The organism is Streptomyces sp. 7R007, assembly GCF_054850255.1.
Genome location: NZ_JBTWMV010000010.1, coordinates 134,130 through 156,484 on the forward strand (window position 1 = coordinate 134,130; position 22,355 = coordinate 156,484).

The following is a 22,355-nucleotide window of genomic DNA, read 5'->3' on the forward strand; positions in this document are numbered from 1 at the left end:
TCCTCGTCACGGCGCGGGCGGCCGCTGGCCGGGCGTGACCTGCGTGCCCGGCGAGGCCCGCACGATCGTGATGAGCCGGTCCGTCAGCTCCAGCGTCCCCACGGCCGGATCGTCGTACCCGAGCACCCGGTGCCCGCGCACGACGCTCACCACCAGGTCGTCCGTCTCGCGCGGACTCCGGCCCGCCTCGGCCTTGGTGACGGGGCGTTCGACCATGTCGAGGCCGCTGCCCTGCTGGATGAGGTCCTCCATGACCATGGCGGCGGCCGGGCTGAGCATGGACAGCCCGAGCAGCCGGCCGGCCGCGCTCGCGCTGGTGATGACCGAGTCGGCGCCGGACTGCCGCAGCAGCGGGGCGTTCTCCTCCTCGCGCACCGCCGCCACGATCTTCGCGCCGCGGTTGAGCTGCCGGGCCGTCAGCGTCACCAGGACGGCGGTGTCGTCGCGCTGGGTGGCGATGACGACCTGCCTGGCCCTGTGCACCTCGGCCCGCTTCAGCACCTCGCTGCGCGTCCCGTCCCCGACCACACCGGCGTAACCGTCGGCCGTGGCCGCGTCGATCACCTTGGAGCTGGGGTCGACCACGACGACCTGCTCCTTCCGCAGCCCCGAGGCGCAGAGGGTCTGGATCGCCGAGCGCCCCTTGGTACCGAAGCCGACGACGACGGTGTGATCGCGCAAGGCGGACCTCCAGCGGCTCAGGCGCCATTCCTCCCGGGTCCGTTCGGTGAGGACTTCGAGGGTGGTGCCGACCAGGATGATCAGGAAGAGCACGCGCAGGGGCGTGATGACGAAGATGTTGGTGAGCCGGGCGGTGTCGCCGACCGGGGTGATGTCGCCGTAACCGGTGGTCGAGAGGGTGACGGTCGCGTAGTAGAAGGCGTCCAGCAGGTCGACCGAGCCGTCGGAGCTGTCGTTGTAGCCGCCGTGGTCGGCGTAGACGATGAACGCGGTGGCCACCAGGACCAGCAGGGCCAGCAGCAGCCGTTTGGCGACCTGGCGGATCGGCCGCTCGACCACCTTCCGCGGAAGGTTCACTCGATGGGTCACGAGATGTTCGTCCGCTTGGCGGGCGATCGCGTCATGGCCCGGCTGTTTCACGTGAAACACACCCCGATTCCGGCGGACGCCCAGGGCAGGTCGAGGAGTTCGAGCTCCTGACCCGCCCGGGCACCGCCCGGGGGTACGACGGCGAGCGCGTCGGCCGCCGCGATGCCGCGCAGCATGGCCGGACCGTTGTAGTGCAGCGGCACGGCCCGGTCGCCGCGCAGCACGACGGGGATGAGCCGGGTGTCGTACGGATGCCCGTGCGCCGCATCCTGCAACGGCAGCGTGTACGGCTCCGGAGCGGGGTGCGCGGCGAGGGTGCGCAGCAGGGGCTCGGCGAGGGTGAGCAGGCCGGAGACGGCGGCGAGGGGGTTGCCGGGGAGGCCGACGAGGTGCTGGTCGTCCTTGGTGCGGGCCAGCAGCATGGGGTGGCCGGGGCGTACCTGGACGCCGTCCACGAGGAGTTCGGCGCCGATCCGGCGCAGCGTGGGGTGGACGTGGTCGACGGGGCCGGAGGCGGTGCCGCCGGTGGTGACGATCAGGTCGGCGTCGGAGGTCGTGACCGCCCTGTGCAGGGCCTTCGCGTCGTCGCCGAGGCGGCGGACGGCGGTCACCTCGGCGCCGAGCGCGCGCAGCCAGGGCGGGAGCATCGGGCCGAGGGCGTCCCGGATCAGGCCCTCGCGCGGCCGGCCCTCGGTGAGCAGCTCGTCGCCGAGGACGAGGACGTCGACGCGGGGGCGGGGGACGGCGGTGAGGGTGTCGTATCCGGCGGCGGCCGCGAGGCCGAGCACGGCCGGCGTCACCAGGGTGCCGACCGGCAGGAGCTGGTCGCCGCTGCGGCACTCCTGGCCGCGGGGGCGGATGTCCTGGCCCGGCACGACCTCGCGGGTGGCGTGCAGTCGGTCCTGCGCGTCGGTGCGGCCGTGCTCGGTGCGCAGCACGGCGGTGGTGTCCGGGGGGATGCGGGCGCCGGTGGCGATCCGGGCGGCCTCGCCGTCGGTGAGCGGCTCCGGCCGCGCGTGCCCGGCCAGCACACCTTCGTCCCGTACGTCCCAGGGACCGGGCCCGGCGACCGCCCACCCGTCCATCGCCGAGGTGTCGAAGGAGGGGAGGTCGGTGAGGGCCGTGAGGGGGGCGGCCAGGGTGAGGCCGAGAGCGGCGTCGAGGGGGACGGAGACGGGGGCGCGGCGGGCGGACCTGGCGGTGGAGCGGGCGGCGCGGGCGGCGATCGCGCGGGCCTGCGGCCAGGGGGTGGCCTGGTGGTGGGCGTCCTGCCGGTGCGGGGTGCCGTGGCCGGCGGGAGGGGGCACCTGGTCGGGGGCGGGGGTGCGGCCGTCGGGTTCCTTCACGAGCGCGAGCGCCTCCTCGACGTCGAGGTCGTCGGCGTCCTCGCCGGCCGGGGCGGAGCGGGCGCTCATCCGGCGTCGGGGCGGGTGTCGGGCGTGGCGTCGGGGGCCACGTCGGGTGTGCCGTCGGCGGTGTCCTCCTCGGCCCAGCGCAGGGCGAGGGCCGCGGCCTTGCGGGCGGCCTCGGCGACGGCTTCCGGGCCCCCGCCGGCTCGGGCGGCCGCGTAGCCGACGAGGAAGGTGGTCAGCGGCGCGGCGGGCCGGGCCACTCCGTGCGCGGCGTCGCGGGCGAGGTCGAGCAGGACGCCGGTGTCGACGTCGAGGTCGATGCCGAGTTCGTCCTTGGCTGCGGAGATCCATTCATCCAACACGTGCCCATGCTCCCTGATGCGTGCCCTGGCGGTGGCGATGTCGTCCCAGGTGTCGCAGTCGAACGACGCGACGGGGTCGGTGACGCGGGTGAGGTCGAGCGCGCCGGTCAGCCGGCGCAGCGGAAGGCCGGTGAGGCCGCCGTGCTCGCGGGTGAGCGCGGCCAGCTCGCGGCGCAGCGCCCCGGTGCGGTACGCGGCGACGAGGGGCTGGTCGCGGCCGTCGGCGTCGGTGAGCAGCACGCCGTCGGCGTGTTCGCCGGCGGCGCGCAGGCCGGTCAGCAGCCGCCGTACCGTCGCCGCTTGGAGGAACGGCAGGTCGGCGGAGAGGACGACGGCGTGCTCGGCGGTGGTCTGGCGCAGCCCGGCGCCGAGTGCGGCGAGCGGGCCCGCGCCGGGTGGGTCCTCGCGCGCCCACAGGACGGGGCGGGCGGTGGGGCGGGGGTCGGCGACGACGACGGTGGTGCGGGCGCCGGCGCAGGCGGCGAGCACCCGGTCGAGCAACGCCCGGCCGCCGACGCGGACTCCGGGCTTGTCCGCGCCGCCCAGCCGCCGCGCGGCGCCGCCCGCGAGCACGACGGCGTCGTACGCGGTGTCGGCGGCACCCGGCGCGTCCGGGGCGGCCGGTGCACCCGGCGCGGCCGGCGGCTCGTACGAGGTCACTCCCCGAGTATGCGTGCCGCGGCGATCACAGGGAACGCGGGGGCGGCGTCGTCGTCACAGCGTGCGCAGCAGCACCGCCGGCTGTTCCACGCAGTCCGCCACGTAGCGCAGGAAGCCGCCCGCCGTGCCGCCGTCGCAGACGCGGTGGTCGAAGGTGAGGGAGAGCTGGACGACCTGGCGCACCGCCAGCTCGCCGTCGTGCACCCACGGCTTGGGGACGATGCGGCCGACGCCGAGCATGGCCGCCTCGGGGTGGTTGACGATCGGCGTGGAGCCGTCGACGCCGAACACCCCGTAGTTGTTCAACGTGAAGGTCCCTCCGGTGAGTTCCCCCGGGGTGAGGGTCCCCGCGCGGGCCGCCTCGGTCAGCCGGGCGAACTCCGCGGTCAGCGACTCGGCGTCCCGCCTGTGCGCGTCCCGGACGACCGGTACGACCAGGCCCCGTTCGGTCTGCGCGGCGAACCCCAGGTGCACCTGGTCGAGCCGGACGATCTCCCTGGCCTCCATGTCCACCGTGGAGTTGAGCTCGGGGAAGCGGGCGAGGGCGGCGGTGCAGATCCTGGCCAGGAGGGCGAGCAGGGAGATCTTCGGGCCGCCGGACTGGTTCATGGCCGTCCGCGCCCGCAGGAGCTCCGTGGCGTCGGCGTCCACCCAGCAGGTGGCGTCCGGTATCTCACGGCGGCTGCGGGAGAGCTTGTCGGCGACGGCCCCGCGGACGCCCTTGAGGGGAACGCGGGTTGCTCCGGTGTGCTCGGGCTCGGCGGCGGGTGCCGGTGCGGTGCGCTGGTGGGTGGCGGCGGCCCGCAGCGCGTACTCGACGTCGGCGCGCAGGATCAGCCCCTCGGGTCCCGAACCGGTCAACTCCCGCAGGTCCAGGCCGTTCTGCCGGGCGAGGCGCCGCACCAGGGGGGAGATCACCGGGACGGGCCCGTCACCGCGGGAGGTCTCCTGGTCGTCGGCCACGCGACCGGCGACCGTCGCGACCGTGCCGTTGCGGCGCAGCGGTCCGCGTCCGATGGCGGGCGCCACCCTGCCGTCGGCGCCGTCGTCCGCGGGGCCCGGCCGCCGTCCGGGTGCCCCCGGGCCGGTGCCCGCGGTGGCGTCCGGGCCGGTCGGCCGCACCCTGCGCCGGCGCGCCGGGGGCGCTCCCGTGCCGTAGCCCACCAGCACGTTGCCCGAGCCCTCGTCCGGGTCCGGGGAGTCCTGCGGGCCGACCGCCACCGTCAGCAGCGGCGCCCCCACGGGCAGCTCCGTGCCCTCCTCGCCGAAGCGGGCCGTGACCACGCCGGCGTAGGGGCAGGGCACCTCGACCATCGCCTTGGCCGTCTCGACCTCGACGACCGGCTGGTCCACGGCGACGACGTCGCCGACCTGCACCAGCCAGCGCACGATCTCCGCCTCGGTGAGCCCCTCCCCGAGGTCGGGGAGCTTGAACTCCAGCACCTGTGCCATCAGCTCTCGGCCTCCCACTGCAGACGCCCCACCGCGTCCAGGATGCGGTCCACGCCGGGCAGGTGGTGACGCTCCAGCATCGGCGGCGGATAGGGGATGTCGAACCCGGCCACGCGCAGCACCGGTGCCTCCAGGTGGTGGAAGCAGCGCTCCGTGACCCGGGCCGCGATCTCCCCTCCCGGTCCGCCGAACCCGCCCGACTCGTGTACGACGACCGCGCGTCCGGTCCGCCGGACCGAGGCGGCGACCGTCTCGTCGTCGAACGGCACCAGGGAGCGCAGGTCGACGACTTCGAGGTCCCAGCCCTCGGCCCGCCCCGCCTCGGCGGCTTCGAGGCAGACGGGCACCGACGGACCGTAGGTGATGAGCGTGGCGCTCCGGCCCGGGCGCCGCACCACCGCACGGCCTATCGGTTCAACGGCCGAGGGTTCCTCCGGGTTCCAGGCGTCCTTGGACCAGTACAGGCGCTTGGGTTCGAGGAAGACGACCGGGTCGTCGGAGGCGATCGCCTCGCGCAGCAGGCCGTAGGCGTCGGCGACCGTGGCGGGCGTGACGACGTGCAGGCCCGGGGTCGCCATGTAGTACGCCTCGGAGGAGTCGCTGTGGTGCTCGACGCCGCCGATGCCGCCGCCGTAGGGGACCCGGATGGTGATCGGCAGGGGCATGGCGCCGCGGGTGCGGTTGCGCATGCGGGAGACGTGGGAGACCAGCTGCTCGAACGCGGGGTACGCGAACGCGTCGAACTGCATCTCCACCACCGGGCGCAGCCCGTACATCGCCATGCCGACCGCCGTGCCGAGGATGCCGGCCTCGGCGAGCGGGGTGTCCGTGCAGCGGTCCTCGCCGAACTCCTTGGCGAGGCCGTCGGTGACGCGGAAAACGCCGCCGAGGGTGCCGACGTCCTCGCCCATCACGTGCACGGCGGGGTCGGCGGCCATGGCGTCGCGCAGCGCGCGCGTGAGGGCCTGCGCCATGGTGGCCGGCTTCACCGCGACGGTGGTCATCGGTTCTCCTCCTCCGCTTCCAGCTCGGCCCGCAGCAGTGCCCGCTGTTCGCGCAGCTGCGGGGTGGGCTCGGCGTACACGTGGGCGAACAGGTCCAGGGGGTCGAGGACCGGGTCCTGGTTCATGCGCTCGCGCAGGTCGGCGGCCATGGTCTCGGCGGCCTCGTGTGCCTGCCGTATGCCGTCCTGGTCGAGGAGACCGCGCTCGGTCAGCTCCTGCTCCAGGAGCGCGATCGGGTCGTGCTCGCGCCAGGCCTGGACCTCGGCGTCGCCGCGGTAGCGGGTGGCGTCGTCGGCGTTGGTGTGGGCGTCGACGCGGTAGGTGATCGCCTCGACGAGGGTGGGACCGCCACCCGCGCGCGCGTGCCGTACGGCGTCGGTGAGGACCTCGTGCACGGCGGCGGCGTCGTTGCCGTCGACCAGGCGGCCGGGCATGCCGTAGCCGACGGCCTTGTGGGCCAGCGACGGGGCCGCGGTCTGCTTGGCGAGCGGCACGGAGATGGCGAAGCCGTTGTTCTGGACCAGGAAGACCACGGGCGCCTGCCAGACGGCCGCGAAGTTCAGCGCCTCGTGGAAGTCGCCCTCGCTGGTGCCGCCGTCGCCGACCATGGCGAGCGCGACCACGTCGTCGCCCTTGAGGCGGGCGGCGTGCGCGAGGCCGACGGCGTGCGGGAGCTGGGTGGCGAGCGGGGTGCACAGGGGGGCCACGCGGTGCTCGTACGGGTCGTAGCCGGTGTGCCAGTCGCCGCGCAGCAGGGTCAGGGCCTCGACGGGGTCCACACCGCGGGCGACGGCGGCGAGGGTGTCGCGGTAGCTGGGGAAGAGCCAGTCGCGCTCCTGGAGGGCGAGGGCGGCGGCCACCTCGCAGGCTTCCTGGCCGGTGCTGGAGGGGTAGACCGCGAGGCGGCCCTGCTTGGTGAGGGCGGTGGCCTGCGCGTTGTACCGGCGGCCGCGCACCAGCTCGGCGTACAGGCGGCGCAGCAGGGCCGGGTCGGCCTTCGCGGCGGCCTCGGTGCCGAGGACGCGATGGGGCCGGGCGTCGGGCAGCAGCGGCGCGGGGTCCGTGCGGGGCTGCCAGGCGGGCGGCGGCGATGGCCGGTACGCGCCCCGCTGCTCCATGACCGTCATGACGGCACCTCCTCGTGGGAGCGGCTTCAGGCGCGTCACGGGTGTGATGCGCCTCACCTACCGATTGTTCGGTCGTCGGCACATTTTGGCTACAGGCCCCTTCAGGCTGTGGACAATCGGTTCTCCACAGCCTGAAATGAACGCAGTACGTCCATGGTAGGAAGGCGGGGGGACATGGCACCTGAACAAATGGCCGAAGGGGCGGAGGACAGCATCCCCCTGCCGCCCCCGCGGCCGCTGGACGCGATCGATCTGGACATCCTGCAGATGCTCCAGGCAGACGGCCGGGCGTCGATACGGTCGGTCGCGGAACGGGTCCATGTCTCGCGCGCCAACGCCTACGCGCGGATCAACCGCCTCATCGAAGACGGTGTCATCCGTGGCTTCGGCGCCCGCGTCAACCACGAGCGCGCCGGTCAGGGCACCTCGGCGTACATCACCCTGAAGATCGTCCAGAACTCCTGGCGCACGGTGCGCGAGCAGCTCAGACAGCTGCCCGGCGCCTCCCACATCGCCCTGGTGGGCGGCGACTTCGACGTGCTGCTGCTGGTGCACACGTCCGACAACAGGGCGCTGCGCGAGCTGGTGCTGACCCGGCTGCAGGCCATGCCCGAGGTGCTCAGCACGCGCACGCTGCTGGTGTTCGAGGAGGAGGACCTGGAGCCGCAGGGCTGAGGCCGGCCCCGAGCTCAGCCCTCCTTGCGCAGTCCCCCGAAGACGAGCTGCGCCACCGCGTCGGCGACCTCCCGCTCGCTCATGCCGCGCCCGTCCGGCCGGTACCACTCCACGATCGAGTTGATCATCCCGAACACCAGCCGGGTGGCGAGCCGCACCTCGACGTCACCGCGCACGTCCCCGTCGGCGGCCGCCGCCTTCAGCAACTCGGCGACCCGGTGGTCGAAGTCACGGCGCCGCTCCAGAGCCCACCGCTCGGTGTCCGTGTTGCCGCGCACCCGCAACAGCAGGGTGACGTACGGCAGTTCGCCGATCAGCACCTCGACCATGCGCCGGACGACGTACTCCAGGCGCGCGGCGGCGCGCCCCACGCGTGCGTGCTCCTCGTCGAGAATCCCGAACAGGCCGTCCAGGGCGCGGCTGACCGCGCGGCGCAGCAGCTCCTCCTTGCCGGCCACGTGGTGGTAGATCGACGACTTGGAGATGCCGGCCGCCTTGGAGAGGTGCTCCATGGAGGTGCCGTCGTAGCCGCGCTCGTTGAACACCTGCACGGCGACGGACAGCAGCGTCTCCGGGGTGTACGTGTCGCGCTTGGCGGTGGTCATGACTGACTGCCCTCCCGCTTGTCGGAGGCGTACGCGTGGCGGTACAGGGCGAGGGAGGGGGCGTAGCGGCCGGAGGGGTCGCGCAGGTGCAGGTCGTCCAGGAGGGCGTACGCCCAGTTGCGGCCGAGCCGGCGGCTCCACTCGAAGGGGCCGAGCGGGTAGTTGACGCCCAGGCGCATCGCGGTGTCGACGTCCTCCTCGGTGGCCACGCCCTTGGCGACGGCGTCGTGCGCGAGGTCGACGATCCGGGCGACCGTGCGGGCGACGATCATGCCGGGGACGTCGCCGATGACGCTGACGTCCTTGCCGAGCGCCTGGAAGAGGCCGGTGGCCTCGGCGAGGGTCTGCGGGGCGGTGTCCTGGGAGGCGGACAGGGCGATGCGGGTGGCGCGGCGGTAGTCGAGGGCGAGGTCGAAGTAGACGACGTCCCGGAACTCCACCGACGTCTGGCCGTCGGCGAGCGCCAGCTGGCCGCCGCCGGGCAGGACCAGGCGGGTGCCGTGGTCCTCGTCCTCCTCGCGGACCTGGATGCCCGCCTCGCGGATCATCGCCAGCAGCTCGGAGGCGGGGCCCAGGTCGCCCTCGGCGACCACGTAGGCGGGTGCCTGGGCCTTCTCCGCGGTGTGCGGTTCGGCGGGCTCGGCGCCCTCGGCGTAGTCGTACCAGCCCTGGCCGCTCTTGCGGCCCAGGCGGCCGGACTCGACCAGGCGGCGCTGGGCGAGGGAGGGCGAGAAGCGCACGTCCTGGAAGAAGGACTGCCACACCGAGTGCGTGACCGACTCGTTGACGTCCTGTCCGATGAGGTCGGTGAGCTCGAAGGCGCCCATCCGGAAGCCGCCCGACTCGCGCAGGACCGCGTCGATGGTGGCCGGGTCCGCGCCCTGGGACTCGTAGACCGCGAAGGCCTCGGCGTAGAAGGGCCGGGCGATGCGGTTGACGATGAAGCCGGGGGTGTCGGCGCAGGCGACCGGCGTCTTGCCCCAGGCGCGGGCCGTCTCGTACGCGCGCGTGGCCGACGTGACGTCGGTGGCGAACCCGGAGACCACCTCGACCAGCGGCAGCAGCGGCGCCGGGTTGAAGAAGTGCAGGCCCACGAAGCGGCCGGGGTTGCGCAGGGCACCGCCGATCGCGGTCACCGACAGGGACGAGGTGTTGGTGGCGAGCAGGCAGTCCTCGCCGACGATCTCCTCCAGCTCGGCGAACAGCCGCTGTTTGACGTCCAGCCGCTCCAGGACGGCCTCGACGACGAGGGAGCAGTCCGCGAGGGCGGCCAGGCTCTCCACGGCTTCGAGGCGGGCGCGGGCCGCGTCCCGGTCGGCGGCGGAGAGGCGGTCCTTGGCGACGAGCCGGTCCAGGCGGGCGCCGATCGCGTCGGCCGCTTCGCGAGCGCGCCCGGGCACGGCGTCGTACAGCCGCACGGGGTGGCCGGCGACCAGCGCGACCTGGGCGATGCCCTGGCCCATGGTGCCGGTGCCGACGACGGCCACGGGGCTGCTGAGGTCGAGTGCTGTCATGTGCGCGATCCTCCCGCACGGGGTTTTCCACAGATGCGGCAGGCCCCCTTGTCCCGACCGATCGTTCGGTTACTCTAACTCTCACGGCCCCTTCCCGCCCATGTTTCTGCCCAGGTCATGAGCTCGACGGAGAGTTCACAAGACGAGGAGTTGGTCCCGCATGGCCGCCGAACTGACCGCGCACGAGCTGATCGCCAAGCACCGGCCCACCCTCGACCAGGCGCTGGAAGCGATCCGCACGCGCGCGTACTGGTCCCCCCACCCCGAGCACCCCAAGGCCTACGGCGAGAACGGCAGCCTGGACATGGCCGCGGGCAAGGCCGCCTTCGACGCCCTGCTGGGCACCCGCCTCGACCTCGGCCAGCCCGGCACGGACGACTGGGTCGGCGGCGAGGTGTCGCCGTACGGGATCGAGCTGGGCGTGGAGTACCCGCACGCGGACCCCGACGTGCTGCTGCCCGCCATGAAGGCCGGTCAGCGGGCCTGGCGGGACGCGGGCGCGGAGATGCGCGCGGTGGTGTGCCTGGAGATCCTCAAGCGGATCAGCGACCGGACGCACGAGTTCGCGCACGCGGTCATGCACACCAGCGGCCAGGCCTTCATGATGGCGTTCCAGGCGGGCGGCCCGCACGCGCAGGACCGGGGCCTGGAGGCGGTGGCGTACGCCTACGTGGAGCAGGTGCGCACGCCCGACACGGCGGAGTGGACCAAGCCGCAGGGCAAGCGGGACCCGCTGGCGCTCACCAAGCAGTTCACGCCGGTCCCGCGCGGGATCGCGCTGGTCATCGGGTGCAACACCTTCCCGACGTGGAACGGCTATCCGGGCCTGTTCGCCTCCCTCGCCACCGGCAACGCGGTCCTCGTCAAGCCGCACCCGCGCGCGGTGCTGCCGCTCGCGCTCACGGTCCGTCTCGCGCGGGAGGTGCTGGCCGACGCCGGCTTCGACCCGAACCTGATCGCCCTGGCCGCCGAACGCCCCGGCGAGGGCATCGCCAAGACCCTGGCCACCCGGCCGGAGATCAGGATCATCGACTACACCGGGTCGACGTCGTTCGGCGACTGGCTGGAGGCCAACGCCCGCCAGGCGCAGGTCTACACGGAGAAGGCCGGCGTCAACACGGTGGTCGTCGACTCCACCGCGAACTACCAGGGGATGCTCGCCAACCTGGCGTTCTCGCTGTCCCTGTACAGCGGCCAGATGTGCACGACCCCGCAGAACCTGCTGATCCCCCGGGACGGCATCCGCACCGACGAGGGCCCGAAGACCTTCGACGAGGTGGTCGCCGACCTCGCCCGCTCGGTCGACGGCCTGCTCGGCGACGACGCGCGCGCCAACGCCCTGCTCGGCGCGATCGTCAACCCGGACGTGAAGGCGCGTTTGGAGGCCGCGGCGGGTCTCGGCGAGGTGGCCCTGGCGTCGCGGGAGATCACCAACCCGGAGTTCCCGGGCGCGGTCGTGCGCACCCCGGTGATCGTGAAGCTGGACGGCGCCAAACCCGACGACGAGTCCGCCTACATGAGCGAGTGCTTCGGCCCCGTCTCCTTCGCCGTCGCGGTCGACTCGACGGCCGACGCGCTTGAGCTGCTGCGGCGCACGATCCGCGAGAAGGGCGCGATGACCGTGGGCGCCTACACGAGCGACGAGGACGTCGAGCGGGCCGTGCAGGAGGTCTGCCTGGAGGAGGCCGCGCAGCTGTCGCTGAACCTGACGGGCGGGGTGTACGTCAACCAGACGGCCGCCTTCTCCGACTTCCACGGGTCCGGCGGCAACCCGGCGGCGAACGCGGCGCTGTGCGACGGCGCGTTCGTCGCGGGCCGTTTCCGGGTGGTCGAGGTGCGCCGGGAAGCCTAGGAGCCGGCGGCCGGGAAGCCGGTCGTGCTCCAGTGGTAGAGCGTCATCCCCACGCTGGTGGCCAGGTTGTAGCTGGAGACCTGCGGGCGCATCGGCAGCGCGAGCAGCTGGTCGGCACACGCGCGTACCTCGTCCGACAGGCCGCTGCGCTCGGAGCCGAACGCGAGGACGGCGTCGTCCGGGAGCTTCACGCCCCGGATGTCGTCGCCCTCCGGGTCCAGGGCGAACAGGGGTCCGGCGGGCAGCTCCGCCGGCGTCAGCCGCTCCACCGCGGTGGCGAAGTGCAGGCCCGCGCCGCCGCGCACCACCGTGGGGTGCCAGGGGTCGAGCGTGCCGGTGGTGACGACGCCGGTCGCGCCGAAGCCGGCGGCCAGGCGGATGACGGCGCCGGCGTTGCCGAGGTTGCGCGGGTCGTCGAGGACGACGACCGGGGCGGTGCGCGGGGTGCGGGCCAGCTTCTGGAGGTTGGCCGCGCGGGACGGTCGTACCGCCAGGGCGGCCACCGCGGTGGGGTGCGGGCGGGGTACCAGGGTGCGGTACACCGGTTCCGGGACCTCGGCGAGCAGGGCGTCCAGCGCCGGGCGCACGTCCGGCGCCAGCTCGTCGGCGAGGGCGAGCGCCGCCGCCCGGTCGACGGCGACCGCCCCCGGCACCTCGGCCCCGAAGCGCAGGGCGTGCTTGAGGGCGTGGAAGCCGTCGAGCAGCACGCAGGTGTCGGCGAGCCGGTGCCAGGCGCTCACGGGGTCGGTCATGGCGTGCAGCCTACGTGCGCCGTCAGGTCGGCTGCCCCGCGCGCAGGTGCTCGGAGTCCTCCGGAGCGCGCGGCTGCGGAACCGCCGTACGGCCCGCCCGGGCGCGTACGCCAGCACGCGCGCGTGCCGCCCAGCCGCCCACCCGGCGCAGGAACGACGTCGGCAGGAACACGGAGTCGGCGGCGATCATCGCCAGGGAGAAGAACGGCAGCCCGAGGACCACGGCGATCACGGCGTGCTCGGTCATCATGGCCGCCAGCAGGACGTTCTTGACCCGCCGGTGGAACAGCGTGAAGGGGAAGGCGACCTGCACGATGACCGTCCCGTACGTCACCAGCATCACCATCGTGCCGCTGGCGGACAGCGCGTCGGCCAGGGCCGGCCAGGGCGAGAAGTAGTCCAGGTGGAGCGGGTAGTAGACCGCGGTGCCGTCCTGCCAGCGCGAGCCCTGGATCTTGTACCAGCCCGCCGTCGCGTAGATCAGGCACGCTTCGGCCATGATCACCAGCAGGGCGCCGTTGTGCACGATGTGGGCGACGACGTCGAGCAGGATCCGCGGCTCGGCGCTCTTCGCGAAGCGGTCGACGGCCCACCGCACGGCGTGCCCGAGCCACGCCGCCCACAGGATGACCGGCACGGTCAGGTCCACGCCGTCGAAACGTCCGCCCGCGGTCGCCGCCACCAGCACGAAGCCGAGCACCGCCCACAGCGCCGGGCCGACCCGGTCGGCGGTCCGCTCGCCACGCGTGCGTGCCCGGCGCGCGTCCAGGGACCACACCTGGCCGCAGCGCGTGAAGACGAGGTAGACCGACATCAGGTGCAGGACGTTGTCGCCGCCGTCGCCCATGAAGACGCTGCGGTTCTGCAGCGACAGCACGCCGACCATGAACAGCACGGACATCGCGCGCGTGCGCCAGCCCAGCAGCAGCAGGACGCTCGACAGGACGGCGACGGCGTAGACGAGCTCGAACCAGACCTCGCCGTCGGACCACATCAGGGCCGTGAAGGCGTGGTTGACGGAGATCAGCTGCTGGGCGAGGTCCCAGCTCCACGGGCCGTCGGGTCCGTACAGCTCCCGGCGGTGGGGGAGCTCGCGCAGCAGGAACAGCAGCCAGGTGGCGCTGAAGCCGATGCGGATCACGGCCGTCTGGTACGGGCCGAGCGCGGCCTCCGTGACACGGGCGATGCCGGCGGACACCGACAGGGCGAAGCGGTTCACCCGGCGCCTCCCTCGGTGTCGGCGGACGTCACCGACCACCACGGCAGCACGCGGTACATCGGCTGGTCGGAGATCTGCTCGCGGCTCCACTTCGGCGGGGCCACGTTGGTGGTACGGGAGCGGATCTGGACGCGCTGGAGGGTGCCGCCCTCGCCGGCCGCGTCGTCGCGGTCCAGGCGCAGCACGGCGATGCGCCGCAGATACGTTTCCGACAGGGCGCCGCGCAGGCCCGTGGCGCGGTTGTCGCTGTCGTGGGTGGAGAGGAAGAAGTCCCAGGCCCGGCGCAGTTCGTTCTGCTGGGTGTGGCTGGGCAGCAGGTTGCCGTCGATGGCCCGGCCGTCCTCGGCGGACAGGTCGTACCAGCCGGTGGTGCGCACCCCGCCGTCCGCCGTGGCCACGTCCGCGCGGACCTGGACGGCGATGTTCTGCTGTAGCGGGTTGGGCGCGAACAGCTTCCAGTTCTGCTCGAACTCCGGGTAGACCCAGTCGTCGATCGCCTTGCCGTGCTGCTTGGTGAGCGTGTTGGACGGCGCGACGTGCAGGAAGACCATGCCGAGGTGCACACAGACGGCGACGGCGACGACCGCGAGCGCCAGGGCGGCGCCGATCTGGTAGCGCAGCGAGAGGGCGGCGACGCCCGCACGGGGCGGGGCGCCGGGCACGGAGGAGGAGACTCCCGAGCCGGCGGGCGCCGGGACGGGCGGCATCGGTGCGTCGGGCGCCGGGGCGCCGGCCGCGTCCTCGTCCCCCTCGCGCTCCCGGCCGGCCTGCGGGCCCGCGTCGTACGCGTCCATCGCGCCCCCTCTCCCGATCCGCATCCGCCATCCGGCCATCCAACCGTCCGGCCGTCCGGTCCCGCGGCCGCATGCGCGAACGGTACTCAGGCCGTACGGCGTATGCGAGGCGGTCCGCGTTGTCCACAGGCTGTGGTCGCAGGTTGGCCGCAGGTTATCCACAGCGGTTGACACCTTACGGCGCCCGACCCACCATGGAATCGCACGAACCGAACGATCGGTCGGGAGCGAGTCCCGCACAGAGCCCAGGTCGAGGGGGACCGCATGGCGACAGCAGCCGCGCACCAGGCGTACGGCACCGAGGAGGAGACCGGCACCGCCGCGTACGAGCGGGCCTTCGACGCCGCCGTGGCCGCCGACGAGCGCATCGAGCCGCGCGACTGGATGCCCGACGCCTATCGCGCCACGCTGGTGCGCCAGATCGCGCAGCACGCCCACTCCGAGATCATCGGCATGCAGCCGGAGGCCAACTGGATCACGCGCGCGCCCAGCCTGCGCCGCAAGGCCATCCTGATGGCCAAGGTCCAGGACGAGGCCGGCCACGGGCTGTACCTGTACAGCGCGGCCGAGACCCTGGGCACCGGTCGCGACGAGCTGCTCGACAAGCTGCACTCCGGCCGCCAGAAGTACTCCTCCATCTTCAACTACCCGACGCTGACCTGGGCGGACGTCGGCGCGATCGGCTGGCTGGTGGACGGCGCGGCGATCACCAACCAGGTGCCCCTGTGCCGCTGCTCCTACGGCCCGTACGCGCGCGCGATGATCCGCATCTGCAAGGAGGAGTCCTTCCACCAGCGCCAGGGCTACGAGCTGCTGCTGGCCCTGAGCAAGGGCACCCCCGAGCAGCACGCCATGGCGCAGGACGCGGTGGACCGCTGGTGGTGGCCGTCCCTGATGATGTTCGGCCCGCCCGACGACGAGTCGGCGCACTCGGCGCAGTCGATGGCGTGGAAGATCAAGCGGCACTCGAACGACGAGCTGCGCCAGCGCTTCGTCGACATCTGCGTCCCCCAGGCCGAGTCCCTCGGCCTCACCCTCCCCGACCCGGACCTGAAGTGGAACGAGGAGCGGGGGCACTACGACTTCGGCCCGATCGACTGGACGGAGTTCCGCGAGGTCCTCAAGGGCAACGGCCCGTGCAACGAGCAGCGGATATCCCAGCGCAGGCGGGCCCATGAAGAGGGCGCGTGGGTGCGGGAGGCGGCCGCGGCCTACGCGGCGAAACACACCGGCGAGACGGGAGCGACGCGAGCATGACGAACACCGACTGGCCCCTGTGGGAGGTCTTCGTACGCTCCCGCCGCGGCCTCTCGCACACCCACGCCGGCAGCCTGCACGCGCCGGACGCGGAGTTCGCCCTGCGCAACGCCCGCGACCTGTACACCCGGCGCGGCGAGGGCGTCTCGATCTGGGTCGTGCCCTCCGCCGCCATCACCGCGTCCTCGCCGGACGAGAAGGACCCGTTCTTCGAACCGGCCGCCGACAAGCCCTACCGGCACCCGACCTTCTACGAGATCCCGGAGGGGGTGAAGCACCTGTGACCACGCCCGAGACGACCCCGGTCCCCGCGACGGCCGCGCTCGCCCTCGGCGACGACGCCCTGGTGCTCTCCCACCGCCTCGGCGAGTGGGCGGGCCACGCCCCCGTCCTGGAGGAGGAGGTCGCCCTCGCCAACATCGCGCTGGACCTGCTCGGCCAGGCCCGCGTGCTGCTGTCGATGGCCGGCGACGAGGACGAGCTGGCGTACCTGCGCGAGGAGCGCGCCTTCCGCAACGTCCAGCTGGTCGAGCAGCCCAACGGCGACTTCGCCCACACCATCGCCCGCCAGCTGTACTTCTCCACCTACCAGCACCTCCTGCACGCCGGACTGGCCACCGGCGGCGGCCCGTTCGCGCCGCTGGCGGCGAAGGCCGTCAAGGAGGTCGCCTACCACCGCGACCACGCCGAGCAGTGGACGCTGCGCCTCGGCGACGGCACGCAGGTCAGTCACGAGCGGATGCAGCGGGCGGTGGACGCCCTGTGGCGCTTCACCGGCGAGCTGTTCCAGCCGGTCGAGGGGCTCGACGTGGACTGGGCGGGCCTGGAGGCGGCCTGGCTGGCGGCGGTCGGGGACGTGCTGGGCCGGGCGACCCTGACGGTTCCCGAGGGGCCGCGGTCCGGCGCGTGGACGGCCGGGGCGGGCCGCCAGGGCCTGCACACCGAACCCTTCGGGCGGATGCTCGCCGAGATGCAGCACCTGCACCGCAGCCATCCGGGGGCGTCATGGTGACGGCCACCCCGCTGGAGGCGGAGCTGCTTCAGATCGCCGGGTCGGTGCCCGACCCCGAGCTGCCGGTGCTCACGCTCCAGGAGCTCGGCGTGGTCCGCGCGGTGCGCCTGCGCGGTGCCGACGCGGTCGACGTCGAGCTGACCCCGACCTACACCGGCTGTCCGGCCATCGAGGCGATGTCCCTGGACATAGAGCGCGCCCTGCACGCGCACGGCGTACGCGAGGTCACCGTGCGCACGGTGCTGGAGCCGGCCTGGTCGACCGACGACATCACGGCCGAAGGCCGCCGCAAACTGCGGGAGTTCGGCATCGCACCGCCCCGCCCCCAGGCCGCGCCGGGCCCGGTCGCCCTGACACTGGGCCCGACGCGCACCCGCGCCGAGGAGCCCGTGCGCTGCCCGCACTGCGGCTCGGCCGACACCGAACTGCTCAGCCGGTTCTCCTCCACGGCGTGCAAGGCGCTGCGGCGCTGCCTGTCCTGCCGTGAACCGTTCGACCACTTCAAGGAGTTGTGATGGCCCGCTTCCACGCGCTCCCGGTGGCGGCGGTCGACCGGCTCACCGACGACTCCGTGGCCCTGACCTTCACCGTGCCGCCCGAGCTGCGCGCCGCCTACCGCCACGCCCCCGGCCAGCACCTCGCCCTGCGGCGCAGGGCCGACGGACGGGAGATCCGGCGCACGTACTCGATCTGCTCCCCGGCTCCGGACGCCGAGGGGCCGCGGCAGCTGCGGGTGGGGGTGCGGCTGGTCGAGGGCGGGGAGTTCTCCACGTACGCGTTCAAGGAGATCGCCGTCGGCGACGAGGTCGAGGTGATGACCCCGGCCGGGCGCTTCACCCTGGAGCCGGCGCCCGGGCTGTACGCGGCGGTCGTGGGCGGCAGCGGCATCACCCCGGTGCTGTCGATCGTCTCGACGCTGCTGGCACGGGAGCCCGCGGCCCGGTTCTGCCTGATACGCAGCGACCGTACGACCGCCTCGACGATGTTCCTGGAGGAGGTCGCCGACCTCAAGGACCGCTATCCGGAGCGGTTGCAGCTGGTGACCGTGCTGTCCCGGGAGGAGCAGCAGGCCGGGCTGCCGTCCGGGCGGCTGGACCGGGAGCGGCTGACCGGGCTGCTGCCGGCGCTGCTGCCGGTGGGGGAGGTCTCGGGCTGGTTCCTGTGCGGGCCGTACGGGCTGGTGCAGGGGGCCGAGCGGGCCCTGCGGGGTCTCGGGGTGGCCCGGGCCCGTATCCACGAGGAGATCTTCCACGTGGACCCCGTCGCCCCCGCCGCGAGCACCCCCGCGCCCGCGCACAGCACGGTGACCGCGCGGCTCGACGGCCGCGGGGGGACCTGGCCGGTGCGGGAGGGCGAGTCCCTGCTGGAGGCGGTGCTGCGCAACCGCCCCGACGCGCCCTACGCCTGCAAGGGCGGGGTGTGCGGCACCTGCCGGGCCTTCCTGGTCGCCGGCGAGGTGCGCATGGACCGCAACTTCGCGCTGGAGCGGGAGGAGACGGAGGCGGGGTACGTGCTGGCGTGCCAGTCGCATCCGGTGACGGAGAAGGTGGAGCTGGACTTCGACCGGTGACCGAGGACGCGCGCGCCATTGGGGGCCGGCGGGCCGTTCCCTTCTTCTAGAACCTGTTCTATCTTGACGGACCGTCAGATCAGCCGCGGCCGTCGGACCGGTCGCGGCCGAGCGGACCCGGCCGGGAGGACAGGACGTGGACTTCACCTTCACCGAGGAGCAGCAGGCGGCGGCCGAGGCGGCCCGCGGGGTGTTCGCCGCGGTCGCGCCCGACGCGGTGCCCTCCCCCTCGCTGGTCGCGGGGGCCGTGGCCGAGGACTTCGACCGGGCGCTGTGGGGACGGCTCGCCGAGGCGGACCTGCTGAGCCTGCTGCTGGATCCGCGGCACGGCGGGGCGGGGCTGGACGCCGTCGCGCTGTGTCTGGTGCTGCGGGAGTCGGCGAAGGTGCTGGCGCGGGTGCCGCTGCTGGAGAACACCGCGGCGCTGGCCGCCGTGCAGGCTTACGGCGACGAGGAGCTGACGTCGGCGCTTCTCGCGCGGGCGGGCCGCGGCGAGGTGGTGCTGACCGTCGCCGCCAACGGCCGTACCGGACACGACCCGGCCGAACTCGCCGTGAGCGCGCGGCGGGACGGCGACGACTGGGTCCTGGACGGGGTGCAGACGGCCGTGCCGTGGGCGCACACCGCCGACTTCGTCGTCGTACCGGCGCACACCTCCGCCGACCGGACCCTGCTCGCCGTGGTCCCGCGCGTCCACGAAGGCGTCGCGCTCGGCGAGCAGGTCTCCACCTCCGGCGAGCGGCTCGGGGAGCTGCGCCTGGAGTCCGCGCGGATCGCGGGCCGGGACGTCGTGGACGCCGACGGGGCGTGGGAGTGGCTGCGTGAGCTGCTGGCCACCGGCAGCTGCGCGCTGGCGCTGGGCCTGGGCGAGCGGGTGCTGAGGATGACCAGCGAGTACACCGGCAAGCGGGAGCAGTTCGGGCATCCCGTCGCCACCTTCCAGGCCGTCGCCGTGCAGGCCGCCGACCGCTACATCGACCTGCGCGCGATGGAGGCCACGCTGTGGCAGGCGGCCTGGCGGATCACCTCGGGCGCCCCCGGCGCACTGCCCGCCTCCGGGGACGTCGCCGTCGCCAAGATCTGGGCGTCGGAGGGCGTCAGGCGGGTCGTGCAGACGGCACAGCATCTGCACGGCGGGTTCGGCGCGGACGTGGAGTACCCGCTGCACCGCTACCACGCCTGGGCCAAGCACCTGGAGCTGTCGCTCGGCCCGGCCGCGGCACACGAGGAGGCGCTGGGCGACCTGCTGGCCGCGCACCCGCTGGGCTGACCTACAGCACGTGCCCCGGCCGGCCCTCGTCCGTCACCACCGGCCGGCCGGCCGCCGCCCAGACCTGCATGCCGCCGTCGACGTTCACGGCGTCGACGCCCTGCTGGAGCAGGTACATCGCGACCTGCGCCGAGCGGCCGCCGGAGCGGCAGATGACGTGGACGCGGCCGTCCTGCGGGGCGGCCTCGGTCAGTTCGCCGTAACGGGCCACGAACTCGCTGAGGGGGATGTGCAGCGCCCCTTCGGCATGACCCGCCTGCCACTCGTCGTCCTCGCGGACGTCCAGCAGGAAGTCGTCGTCCTTGAGGTCGCCGACCTCGACCGTGGGCACACCAGCTCCGAAATGCATGCCCCCGACGCTACCCGAACACCGCGATCAGGTGAGCAGGGCCGCCAGCTCGCGTTCCTTCTCCGCCACGTCGGCCAGGAGCTGTTCGGCGATCTCGTCCAGGAGGCGGTCGGGGTCGTCCGGGGCGAGGCGGAGCATCGAGCCGATGGCGCCCTCCTCCAGCTCCTTGGCGACCAGGCTGAGCAGTTCCTTGCGCTGGGCGAGCCACTCCAGGCGGGCGTAGAGCTCCTCGCTGCGGCTCGGGCCGCGCTCGGCGGGGGCGGGGCCCTTGGCCCACTCCTCGGCCAGCTCCCGCAGCAGGGGCTCGTCGCCGCGGGCGTAGGCGGCGTTGACCCGGGTGAGGAACTCCTCGCGGCGGGCCCGCTCGGTGTCGTCGGGGGCGAGGTCGGGGTGGGCCTTGCGGGCCAGTTCGCGGTAGAGCTTGCGGGCCTCGTCGCTGGGGCGGACGCGCTGCGGGGGCCGCACGGGCTGGTCGGTGAGCATCGCGGCGGCCTCCGGGAACAGCCCCTCGCCGTCCATCCAGCCGTGGAAGAGCTCCTCCACGCCGGGCATGGGCAGCACCCGGGCCCGCGCCTCCTCCGCCCTGCGCCGGTCCTCGGGGTCGCCGGTGCGTTCGGCCTTCGCTTCGAGGATCTGGGCGTCCAGCTCGTCGAGGCGGGCGTACATGGGGCCGAGCTTCTGGTGGTGCAGCCGGGAGAAGTTCTCGACCTCGATCCGGAAGGTCTCCACCGCGATCTCGTACTCGATCAGCGCCTGCTCGGCGGCCCGCACGGCCCGCTCCAGCCGGTCCTCGGGACGCGCCGCACCGGCGCCTGCACCCTCACGTTCCGAGCTCGTCACCCGACCAGCCTAGCCAAGAACCCGCCCCGCCCGGCTCACGCCGGGTCGCCGGGAGGCCAGGCCGGTCCCCCTGGCCCCTCACACCCCCGTCTCCGCCGCTATCCGTCCCGCCCGTACCGCCGCCACCAGGTCCGCGTGGTCGGCCTCCGTGCGGTCGGCGTAGGCGACGGCGAACGCGGCGATCGCCTCGTCCAGCTCCTCGTTCTTGCCGCAGTACCCGGCGATCAGGCGCGGGTCGGCGCTGTGGGAGTGGGCGCGGGCCAGGAGGGCGCCGGTCATCCGGCCGTAGTCGTCGATCTGGTCGGCGGCCAGCGCGGCCGGGTCGACGCTGCCCTTGCGGTTGCGGAACTGCCGTACCTGGAAGGGCCGTCCGCCCACGGTCGTCCAGCCGAGCAGGATGTCGCTGACGACCTGCATGCGCTTCTGGCCGAGCACCACCCGGCGCCCCTCGTGACCGGCCGACGGCACCTCGAACCCGGCGGTCAGCAGGTGCGGCACCAGCGCCGAGGGGCGGGCCTCCTTGACCTGCAGCACGAGCGGCTCGCCCCGGTGGTCCAGCAGCAGGACGACGTACGACCGCGTCCCCACGCTGCCCGTACCGACGATGCGGAAGGCCACGTCGTGCACCGCGTGCCGGGCCAGCAGGGGCAGGCGGTCCTCGGAGAGGGTCGACAGGTAGTGCTCCAGGGACGACGTCACCGCCGCCGCCTCCGCGTCGCCCACCCGCCTGAGCACCGGCGGGGCGTCCACGAAGCGCCGGCCGCCGTCCTCGGTCGGCTCCGTCGACTTCGCCGCGAACCGCCCGCTGGTGTTGGCCCGCGCTTTCTCGGAGACCCGCTCCAGCGTGCCCAGCAGGTCGTGGGCGTCGGTGTGGGAGACGAGCTCCTCGTCCGCGATGGCGTTCCACGCGTCCAGCACCGGCAGCTTGGCCAGCAGCCGCATGGTGCGCCGGTAGGCGCCGACCGCGTCGAAGGCGGCCTTGCGGCACCGCTCCTCGTCCGCGCCGGCCTCCCGGCCCGCGAGCACGAGCGAGGCGGCGAGCCGCTTGAGGTCCCACTCCCAGGGGCCGACGACCGTCTCGTCGAAGTCGTTGAGGTCGATGACCAGGCCGCCGCGCGCGTCGGCGTACAGGCCGAAGTTCGCCGCGTGCGCGTCGCCGCAGATCTGGGCGCGGATCGTGGTCATGGGGGTGCGGGCCAGGTCGTAGGCCATGAGGCCGGCCGAACCGCGCAGGAACGCGAACGGCGTGGCCGCCATCCGGCCCACCCTTATCGGCGTCAGCTCGGGGATGCGGCCGCGGTTGGACTCCTCGACCGCGGCGACGGCGCCGGGCCGGGCGAGGTCCAGGTCCAGCTCGGCGTGCGCGGCGCGCGGTATCCGCTTGCGCAGCGCCTTGCCCTCGTCCTTGGGGGAGCCCTCGACGGGATGCCGGGCCAGCCCCGGCACGGGCGGCAGCCGCCGCGCCGTCGCCGACCGCGCCGCCGGCTCCGCCGCCGCTTCCGCCGTGGTCCCGGCACCGGTCTCGGTCATGCCGACCGCCTCCCCCGTACACGTATCCGCACGAACATCAACTCGTGCAGACCGTACAACCGGTGGCCGAATCGCGTCAGACCCTGTGGACGACCGCGTCCCTGTGGAC

Annotated in this window: 22 protein-coding genes; 8 read left to right on the forward strand and 14 right to left on the reverse strand. The window is 73.7% G+C overall.

What is annotated here, in order from left to right:
• Nucleotides 1–6 precede the first annotated feature (6 nt).
• Genes ACYF6T_RS15945 through pdhA form a run of 6 tightly spaced genes read right to left on the reverse strand, consistent with a single transcriptional unit; the run spans nucleotide 7 to nucleotide 7,007 of the window.
• Complete coding sequence (locus tag ACYF6T_RS15945) at nucleotides 7–1,101, reverse strand: potassium channel family protein (protein ID WP_461696890.1); 1,095 nt, start codon at nucleotides 1,099–1,101, stop codon at nucleotides 7–9.
• Nucleotides 1,098–2,465, reverse strand: coding sequence for a molybdopterin molybdotransferase MoeA (locus ACYF6T_RS15950; protein ID WP_461696891.1), 1,368 nt, complete (start codon nucleotides 2,463–2,465; stop codon nucleotides 1,098–1,100). The genes ACYF6T_RS15945 and ACYF6T_RS15950 overlap by 4 nt, the downstream gene beginning before the upstream one ends.
• On the reverse strand, nucleotides 2,462–3,424 hold the full coding sequence (locus ACYF6T_RS15955) for an NTP transferase domain-containing protein (RefSeq protein ID WP_461696892.1): 963 nt from the start codon (nucleotides 3,422–3,424) through the stop codon (nucleotides 2,462–2,464). Before ACYF6T_RS15955 ends, ACYF6T_RS15950 begins: the two co-directional genes overlap by 4 nt.
• Nucleotides 3,425–3,478: 54 nt before the next feature.
• On the reverse strand, nucleotides 3,479–4,876 hold the full coding sequence (locus tag ACYF6T_RS15960; RefSeq protein ID WP_461696893.1) for a dihydrolipoamide acetyltransferase family protein: 1,398 nt from the start codon (nucleotides 4,874–4,876) through the stop codon (nucleotides 3,479–3,481).
• Complete coding sequence (locus ACYF6T_RS15965) at nucleotides 4,876–5,880, reverse strand: alpha-ketoacid dehydrogenase subunit beta (protein ID WP_461696894.1); 1,005 nt, start codon at nucleotides 5,878–5,880, stop codon at nucleotides 4,876–4,878. Before ACYF6T_RS15965 ends, ACYF6T_RS15960 begins: the two co-directional genes overlap by 1 nt.
• On the reverse strand, nucleotides 5,877–7,007 hold the full coding sequence (pdhA, locus tag ACYF6T_RS15970; RefSeq protein ID WP_461696896.1) for a pyruvate dehydrogenase (acetyl-transferring) E1 component subunit alpha: 1,131 nt from the start codon (nucleotides 7,005–7,007) through the stop codon (nucleotides 5,877–5,879). Before pdhA ends, ACYF6T_RS15965 begins: the two co-directional genes overlap by 4 nt.
• A 174-nt stretch (nucleotides 7,008–7,181) precedes the next feature.
• On the opposite strand from pdhA, the gene ACYF6T_RS15975 reads away from it, so the two are divergent.
• Nucleotides 7,182–7,682: an Lrp/AsnC family transcriptional regulator gene (locus ACYF6T_RS15975; protein WP_461696898.1), complete on the forward strand. Its 501-nt coding sequence runs from the start codon at nucleotides 7,182–7,184 to the stop codon at nucleotides 7,680–7,682.
• 14 nt (nucleotides 7,683–7,696) lie between these two features.
• Here ACYF6T_RS15975 and ACYF6T_RS15980 read toward each other — a convergent pair whose 3' ends face one another.
• On the reverse strand, nucleotides 7,697–8,287 hold the full coding sequence (locus ACYF6T_RS15980) for a TetR/AcrR family transcriptional regulator (protein WP_461696899.1): 591 nt from the start codon (nucleotides 8,285–8,287) through the stop codon (nucleotides 7,697–7,699).
• Nucleotides 8,284–9,801, reverse strand: coding sequence for a 3-hydroxyacyl-CoA dehydrogenase (locus ACYF6T_RS15985; protein ID WP_461696900.1), 1,518 nt, complete (start codon nucleotides 9,799–9,801; stop codon nucleotides 8,284–8,286). The genes ACYF6T_RS15980 and ACYF6T_RS15985 overlap by 4 nt, the downstream gene beginning before the upstream one ends.
• Before the next feature lie 160 nt (nucleotides 9,802–9,961).
• Here ACYF6T_RS15985 and paaN point away from each other — a divergent pair, with 160 nt between their 5' ends.
• Nucleotides 9,962–11,653: a phenylacetic acid degradation protein PaaN gene (gene paaN, locus ACYF6T_RS15990; protein ID WP_461696902.1), complete on the forward strand. Its 1,692-nt coding sequence runs from the start codon at nucleotides 9,962–9,964 to the stop codon at nucleotides 11,651–11,653.
• On the opposite strand, the gene ACYF6T_RS15995 is transcribed toward paaN, so the two are convergent.
• From ACYF6T_RS15995 to ACYF6T_RS16005, 3 genes are read right to left on the reverse strand one after another with little or no spacing between them, the layout of a single operon-like run.
• Nucleotides 11,650–12,405: a TrmH family RNA methyltransferase gene (locus ACYF6T_RS15995; protein ID WP_461696904.1), complete on the reverse strand. Its 756-nt coding sequence runs from the start codon at nucleotides 12,403–12,405 to the stop codon at nucleotides 11,650–11,652. The two genes, paaN and ACYF6T_RS15995, sit on opposite strands and share 4 nt — an antisense overlap.
• Nucleotides 12,406–12,427: 22 nt before the next feature.
• Nucleotides 12,428–13,624 (reverse strand): HTTM domain-containing protein, encoded by a 1,197-nt coding sequence (locus ACYF6T_RS16000; protein ID WP_461696906.1) that lies wholly within the window; start codon nucleotides 13,622–13,624, stop codon nucleotides 12,428–12,430.
• Nucleotides 13,621–14,418, reverse strand: coding sequence for a DUF5819 family protein (locus ACYF6T_RS16005; RefSeq protein ID WP_461696907.1), 798 nt, complete (start codon nucleotides 14,416–14,418; stop codon nucleotides 13,621–13,623). The genes ACYF6T_RS16000 and ACYF6T_RS16005 overlap by 4 nt, the downstream gene beginning before the upstream one ends.
• A gap of 264 nt (nucleotides 14,419–14,682) precedes the next feature.
• Between ACYF6T_RS16005 and paaA the strand changes: the two genes are divergently transcribed.
• The 6 genes from paaA (at nucleotide 14,683) to ACYF6T_RS16035 (ending at nucleotide 19,527) form a co-directional block, all read left to right on the forward strand.
• Nucleotides 14,683–15,675, forward strand: a complete 993-nt coding sequence (paaA, locus tag ACYF6T_RS16010) for a 1,2-phenylacetyl-CoA epoxidase subunit PaaA (protein ID WP_461696909.1) — start codon at nucleotides 14,683–14,685, stop codon at nucleotides 15,673–15,675.
• Nucleotides 15,672–15,959 (forward strand): 1,2-phenylacetyl-CoA epoxidase subunit PaaB, encoded by a 288-nt coding sequence (gene paaB, locus ACYF6T_RS16015; protein ID WP_133043987.1) that lies wholly within the window; start codon nucleotides 15,672–15,674, stop codon nucleotides 15,957–15,959. Before paaA ends, paaB begins: the two co-directional genes overlap by 4 nt.
• Nucleotides 15,956–16,687, forward strand: coding sequence for a 1,2-phenylacetyl-CoA epoxidase subunit PaaC (paaC, locus tag ACYF6T_RS16020; RefSeq protein WP_461696910.1), 732 nt, complete (start codon nucleotides 15,956–15,958; stop codon nucleotides 16,685–16,687). The genes paaB and paaC overlap by 4 nt, the downstream gene beginning before the upstream one ends.
• On the forward strand, nucleotides 16,681–17,202 hold the full coding sequence (paaD, locus tag ACYF6T_RS16025) for a 1,2-phenylacetyl-CoA epoxidase subunit PaaD (protein ID WP_461696912.1): 522 nt from the start codon (nucleotides 16,681–16,683) through the stop codon (nucleotides 17,200–17,202). Before paaC ends, paaD begins: the two co-directional genes overlap by 7 nt.
• On the forward strand, nucleotides 17,202–18,257 hold the full coding sequence (locus ACYF6T_RS16030; RefSeq protein WP_461696914.1) for a 2Fe-2S iron-sulfur cluster-binding protein: 1,056 nt from the start codon (nucleotides 17,202–17,204) through the stop codon (nucleotides 18,255–18,257). The genes paaD and ACYF6T_RS16030 overlap by 1 nt, the downstream gene beginning before the upstream one ends.
• 136 nt (nucleotides 18,258–18,393) lie before the next feature.
• Complete coding sequence (locus tag ACYF6T_RS16035) at nucleotides 18,394–19,527, forward strand: acyl-CoA dehydrogenase family protein (RefSeq protein WP_461696916.1); 1,134 nt, start codon at nucleotides 18,394–18,396, stop codon at nucleotides 19,525–19,527.
• A gap of 1 nt (nucleotide 19,528) precedes the next feature.
• Here ACYF6T_RS16035 and ACYF6T_RS16040 read toward each other — a convergent pair whose 3' ends face one another.
• The 3 genes from ACYF6T_RS16040 to ACYF6T_RS16050 form a co-directional block, all read right to left on the reverse strand.
• A complete protein-coding gene (locus ACYF6T_RS16040; RefSeq protein ID WP_461697112.1) occupies nucleotides 19,529–19,858 on the reverse strand; it encodes a rhodanese-like domain-containing protein in 330 nt (109 codons plus the stop codon).
• A 45-nt stretch (nucleotides 19,859–19,903) separates the two neighbouring features.
• Nucleotides 19,904–20,716 carry a J domain-containing protein gene (locus ACYF6T_RS16045; protein WP_461696918.1) on the reverse strand — a complete coding sequence of 271 codons (813 nt, stop codon included), beginning with the start codon at nucleotides 20,714–20,716 and terminating at the stop codon, nucleotides 19,904–19,906.
• A gap of 78 nt (nucleotides 20,717–20,794) precedes the next feature.
• Complete coding sequence (locus tag ACYF6T_RS16050; protein WP_461696920.1) at nucleotides 20,795–22,246, reverse strand: DUF2252 domain-containing protein; 1,452 nt, start codon at nucleotides 22,244–22,246, stop codon at nucleotides 20,795–20,797.
• Between the last annotated feature and the right edge of the window lie 109 nt (nucleotides 22,247–22,355).

What these genes read in the sequence shown, in the direction of transcription:
- ACYF6T_RS15950 (WP_461696891.1), bottom strand. Translation starts at nt 2,465, where the DNA reads ATGAGCGCCCGCTCCGCCCCGGCCGGCGAGGACGCCGACGACCTCGAC.
- ACYF6T_RS15995 (WP_461696904.1), bottom strand. Translation starts at nt 12,405, where the DNA reads ATGACCGACCCCGTGAGCGCCTGGCACCGGCTCGCCGACACCTGCGTG.
- pdhA (WP_461696896.1), bottom strand. Translation starts at nt 7,007, where the DNA reads ATGACGGTCATGGAGCAGCGGGGCGCGTACCGGCCATCGCCGCCGCCC.
- ACYF6T_RS16030 (WP_461696914.1), top strand. Translation starts at nt 17,202, where the DNA reads ATGGCCCGCTTCCACGCGCTCCCGGTGGCGGCGGTCGACCGGCTCACC.
- ACYF6T_RS15980 (WP_461696899.1), bottom strand. Translation starts at nt 8,287, where the DNA reads ATGACCACCGCCAAGCGCGACACGTACACCCCGGAGACGCTGCTGTCC.
- paaB (WP_133043987.1), top strand. Translation starts at nt 15,672, where the DNA reads ATGACGAACACCGACTGGCCCCTGTGGGAGGTCTTCGTACGCTCCCGC.
- paaA (WP_461696909.1), top strand. Translation starts at nt 14,683, where the DNA reads ATGGCGACAGCAGCCGCGCACCAGGCGTACGGCACCGAGGAGGAGACC.
- ACYF6T_RS15960 (WP_461696893.1), bottom strand. Translation starts at nt 4,876, where the DNA reads ATGGCACAGGTGCTGGAGTTCAAGCTCCCCGACCTCGGGGAGGGGCTC.
- ACYF6T_RS16005 (WP_461696907.1), bottom strand. Translation starts at nt 14,418, where the DNA reads ATGGACGCGTACGACGCGGGCCCGCAGGCCGGCCGGGAGCGCGAGGGG.
- paaD (WP_461696912.1), top strand. Translation starts at nt 16,681, where the DNA reads ATGGTGACGGCCACCCCGCTGGAGGCGGAGCTGCTTCAGATCGCCGGG.
- ACYF6T_RS16050 (WP_461696920.1), bottom strand. Translation starts at nt 22,246, where the DNA reads ATGACCGAGACCGGTGCCGGGACCACGGCGGAAGCGGCGGCGGAGCCG.
- ACYF6T_RS15975 (WP_461696898.1), top strand. Translation starts at nt 7,182, where the DNA reads ATGGCACCTGAACAAATGGCCGAAGGGGCGGAGGACAGCATCCCCCTG.
- ACYF6T_RS15985 (WP_461696900.1), bottom strand. Translation starts at nt 9,801, where the DNA reads ATGACAGCACTCGACCTCAGCAGCCCCGTGGCCGTCGTCGGCACCGGC.
- paaN (WP_461696902.1), top strand. Translation starts at nt 9,962, where the DNA reads ATGGCCGCCGAACTGACCGCGCACGAGCTGATCGCCAAGCACCGGCCC.
- ACYF6T_RS15965 (WP_461696894.1), bottom strand. Translation starts at nt 5,880, where the DNA reads ATGACCACCGTCGCGGTGAAGCCGGCCACCATGGCGCAGGCCCTCACG.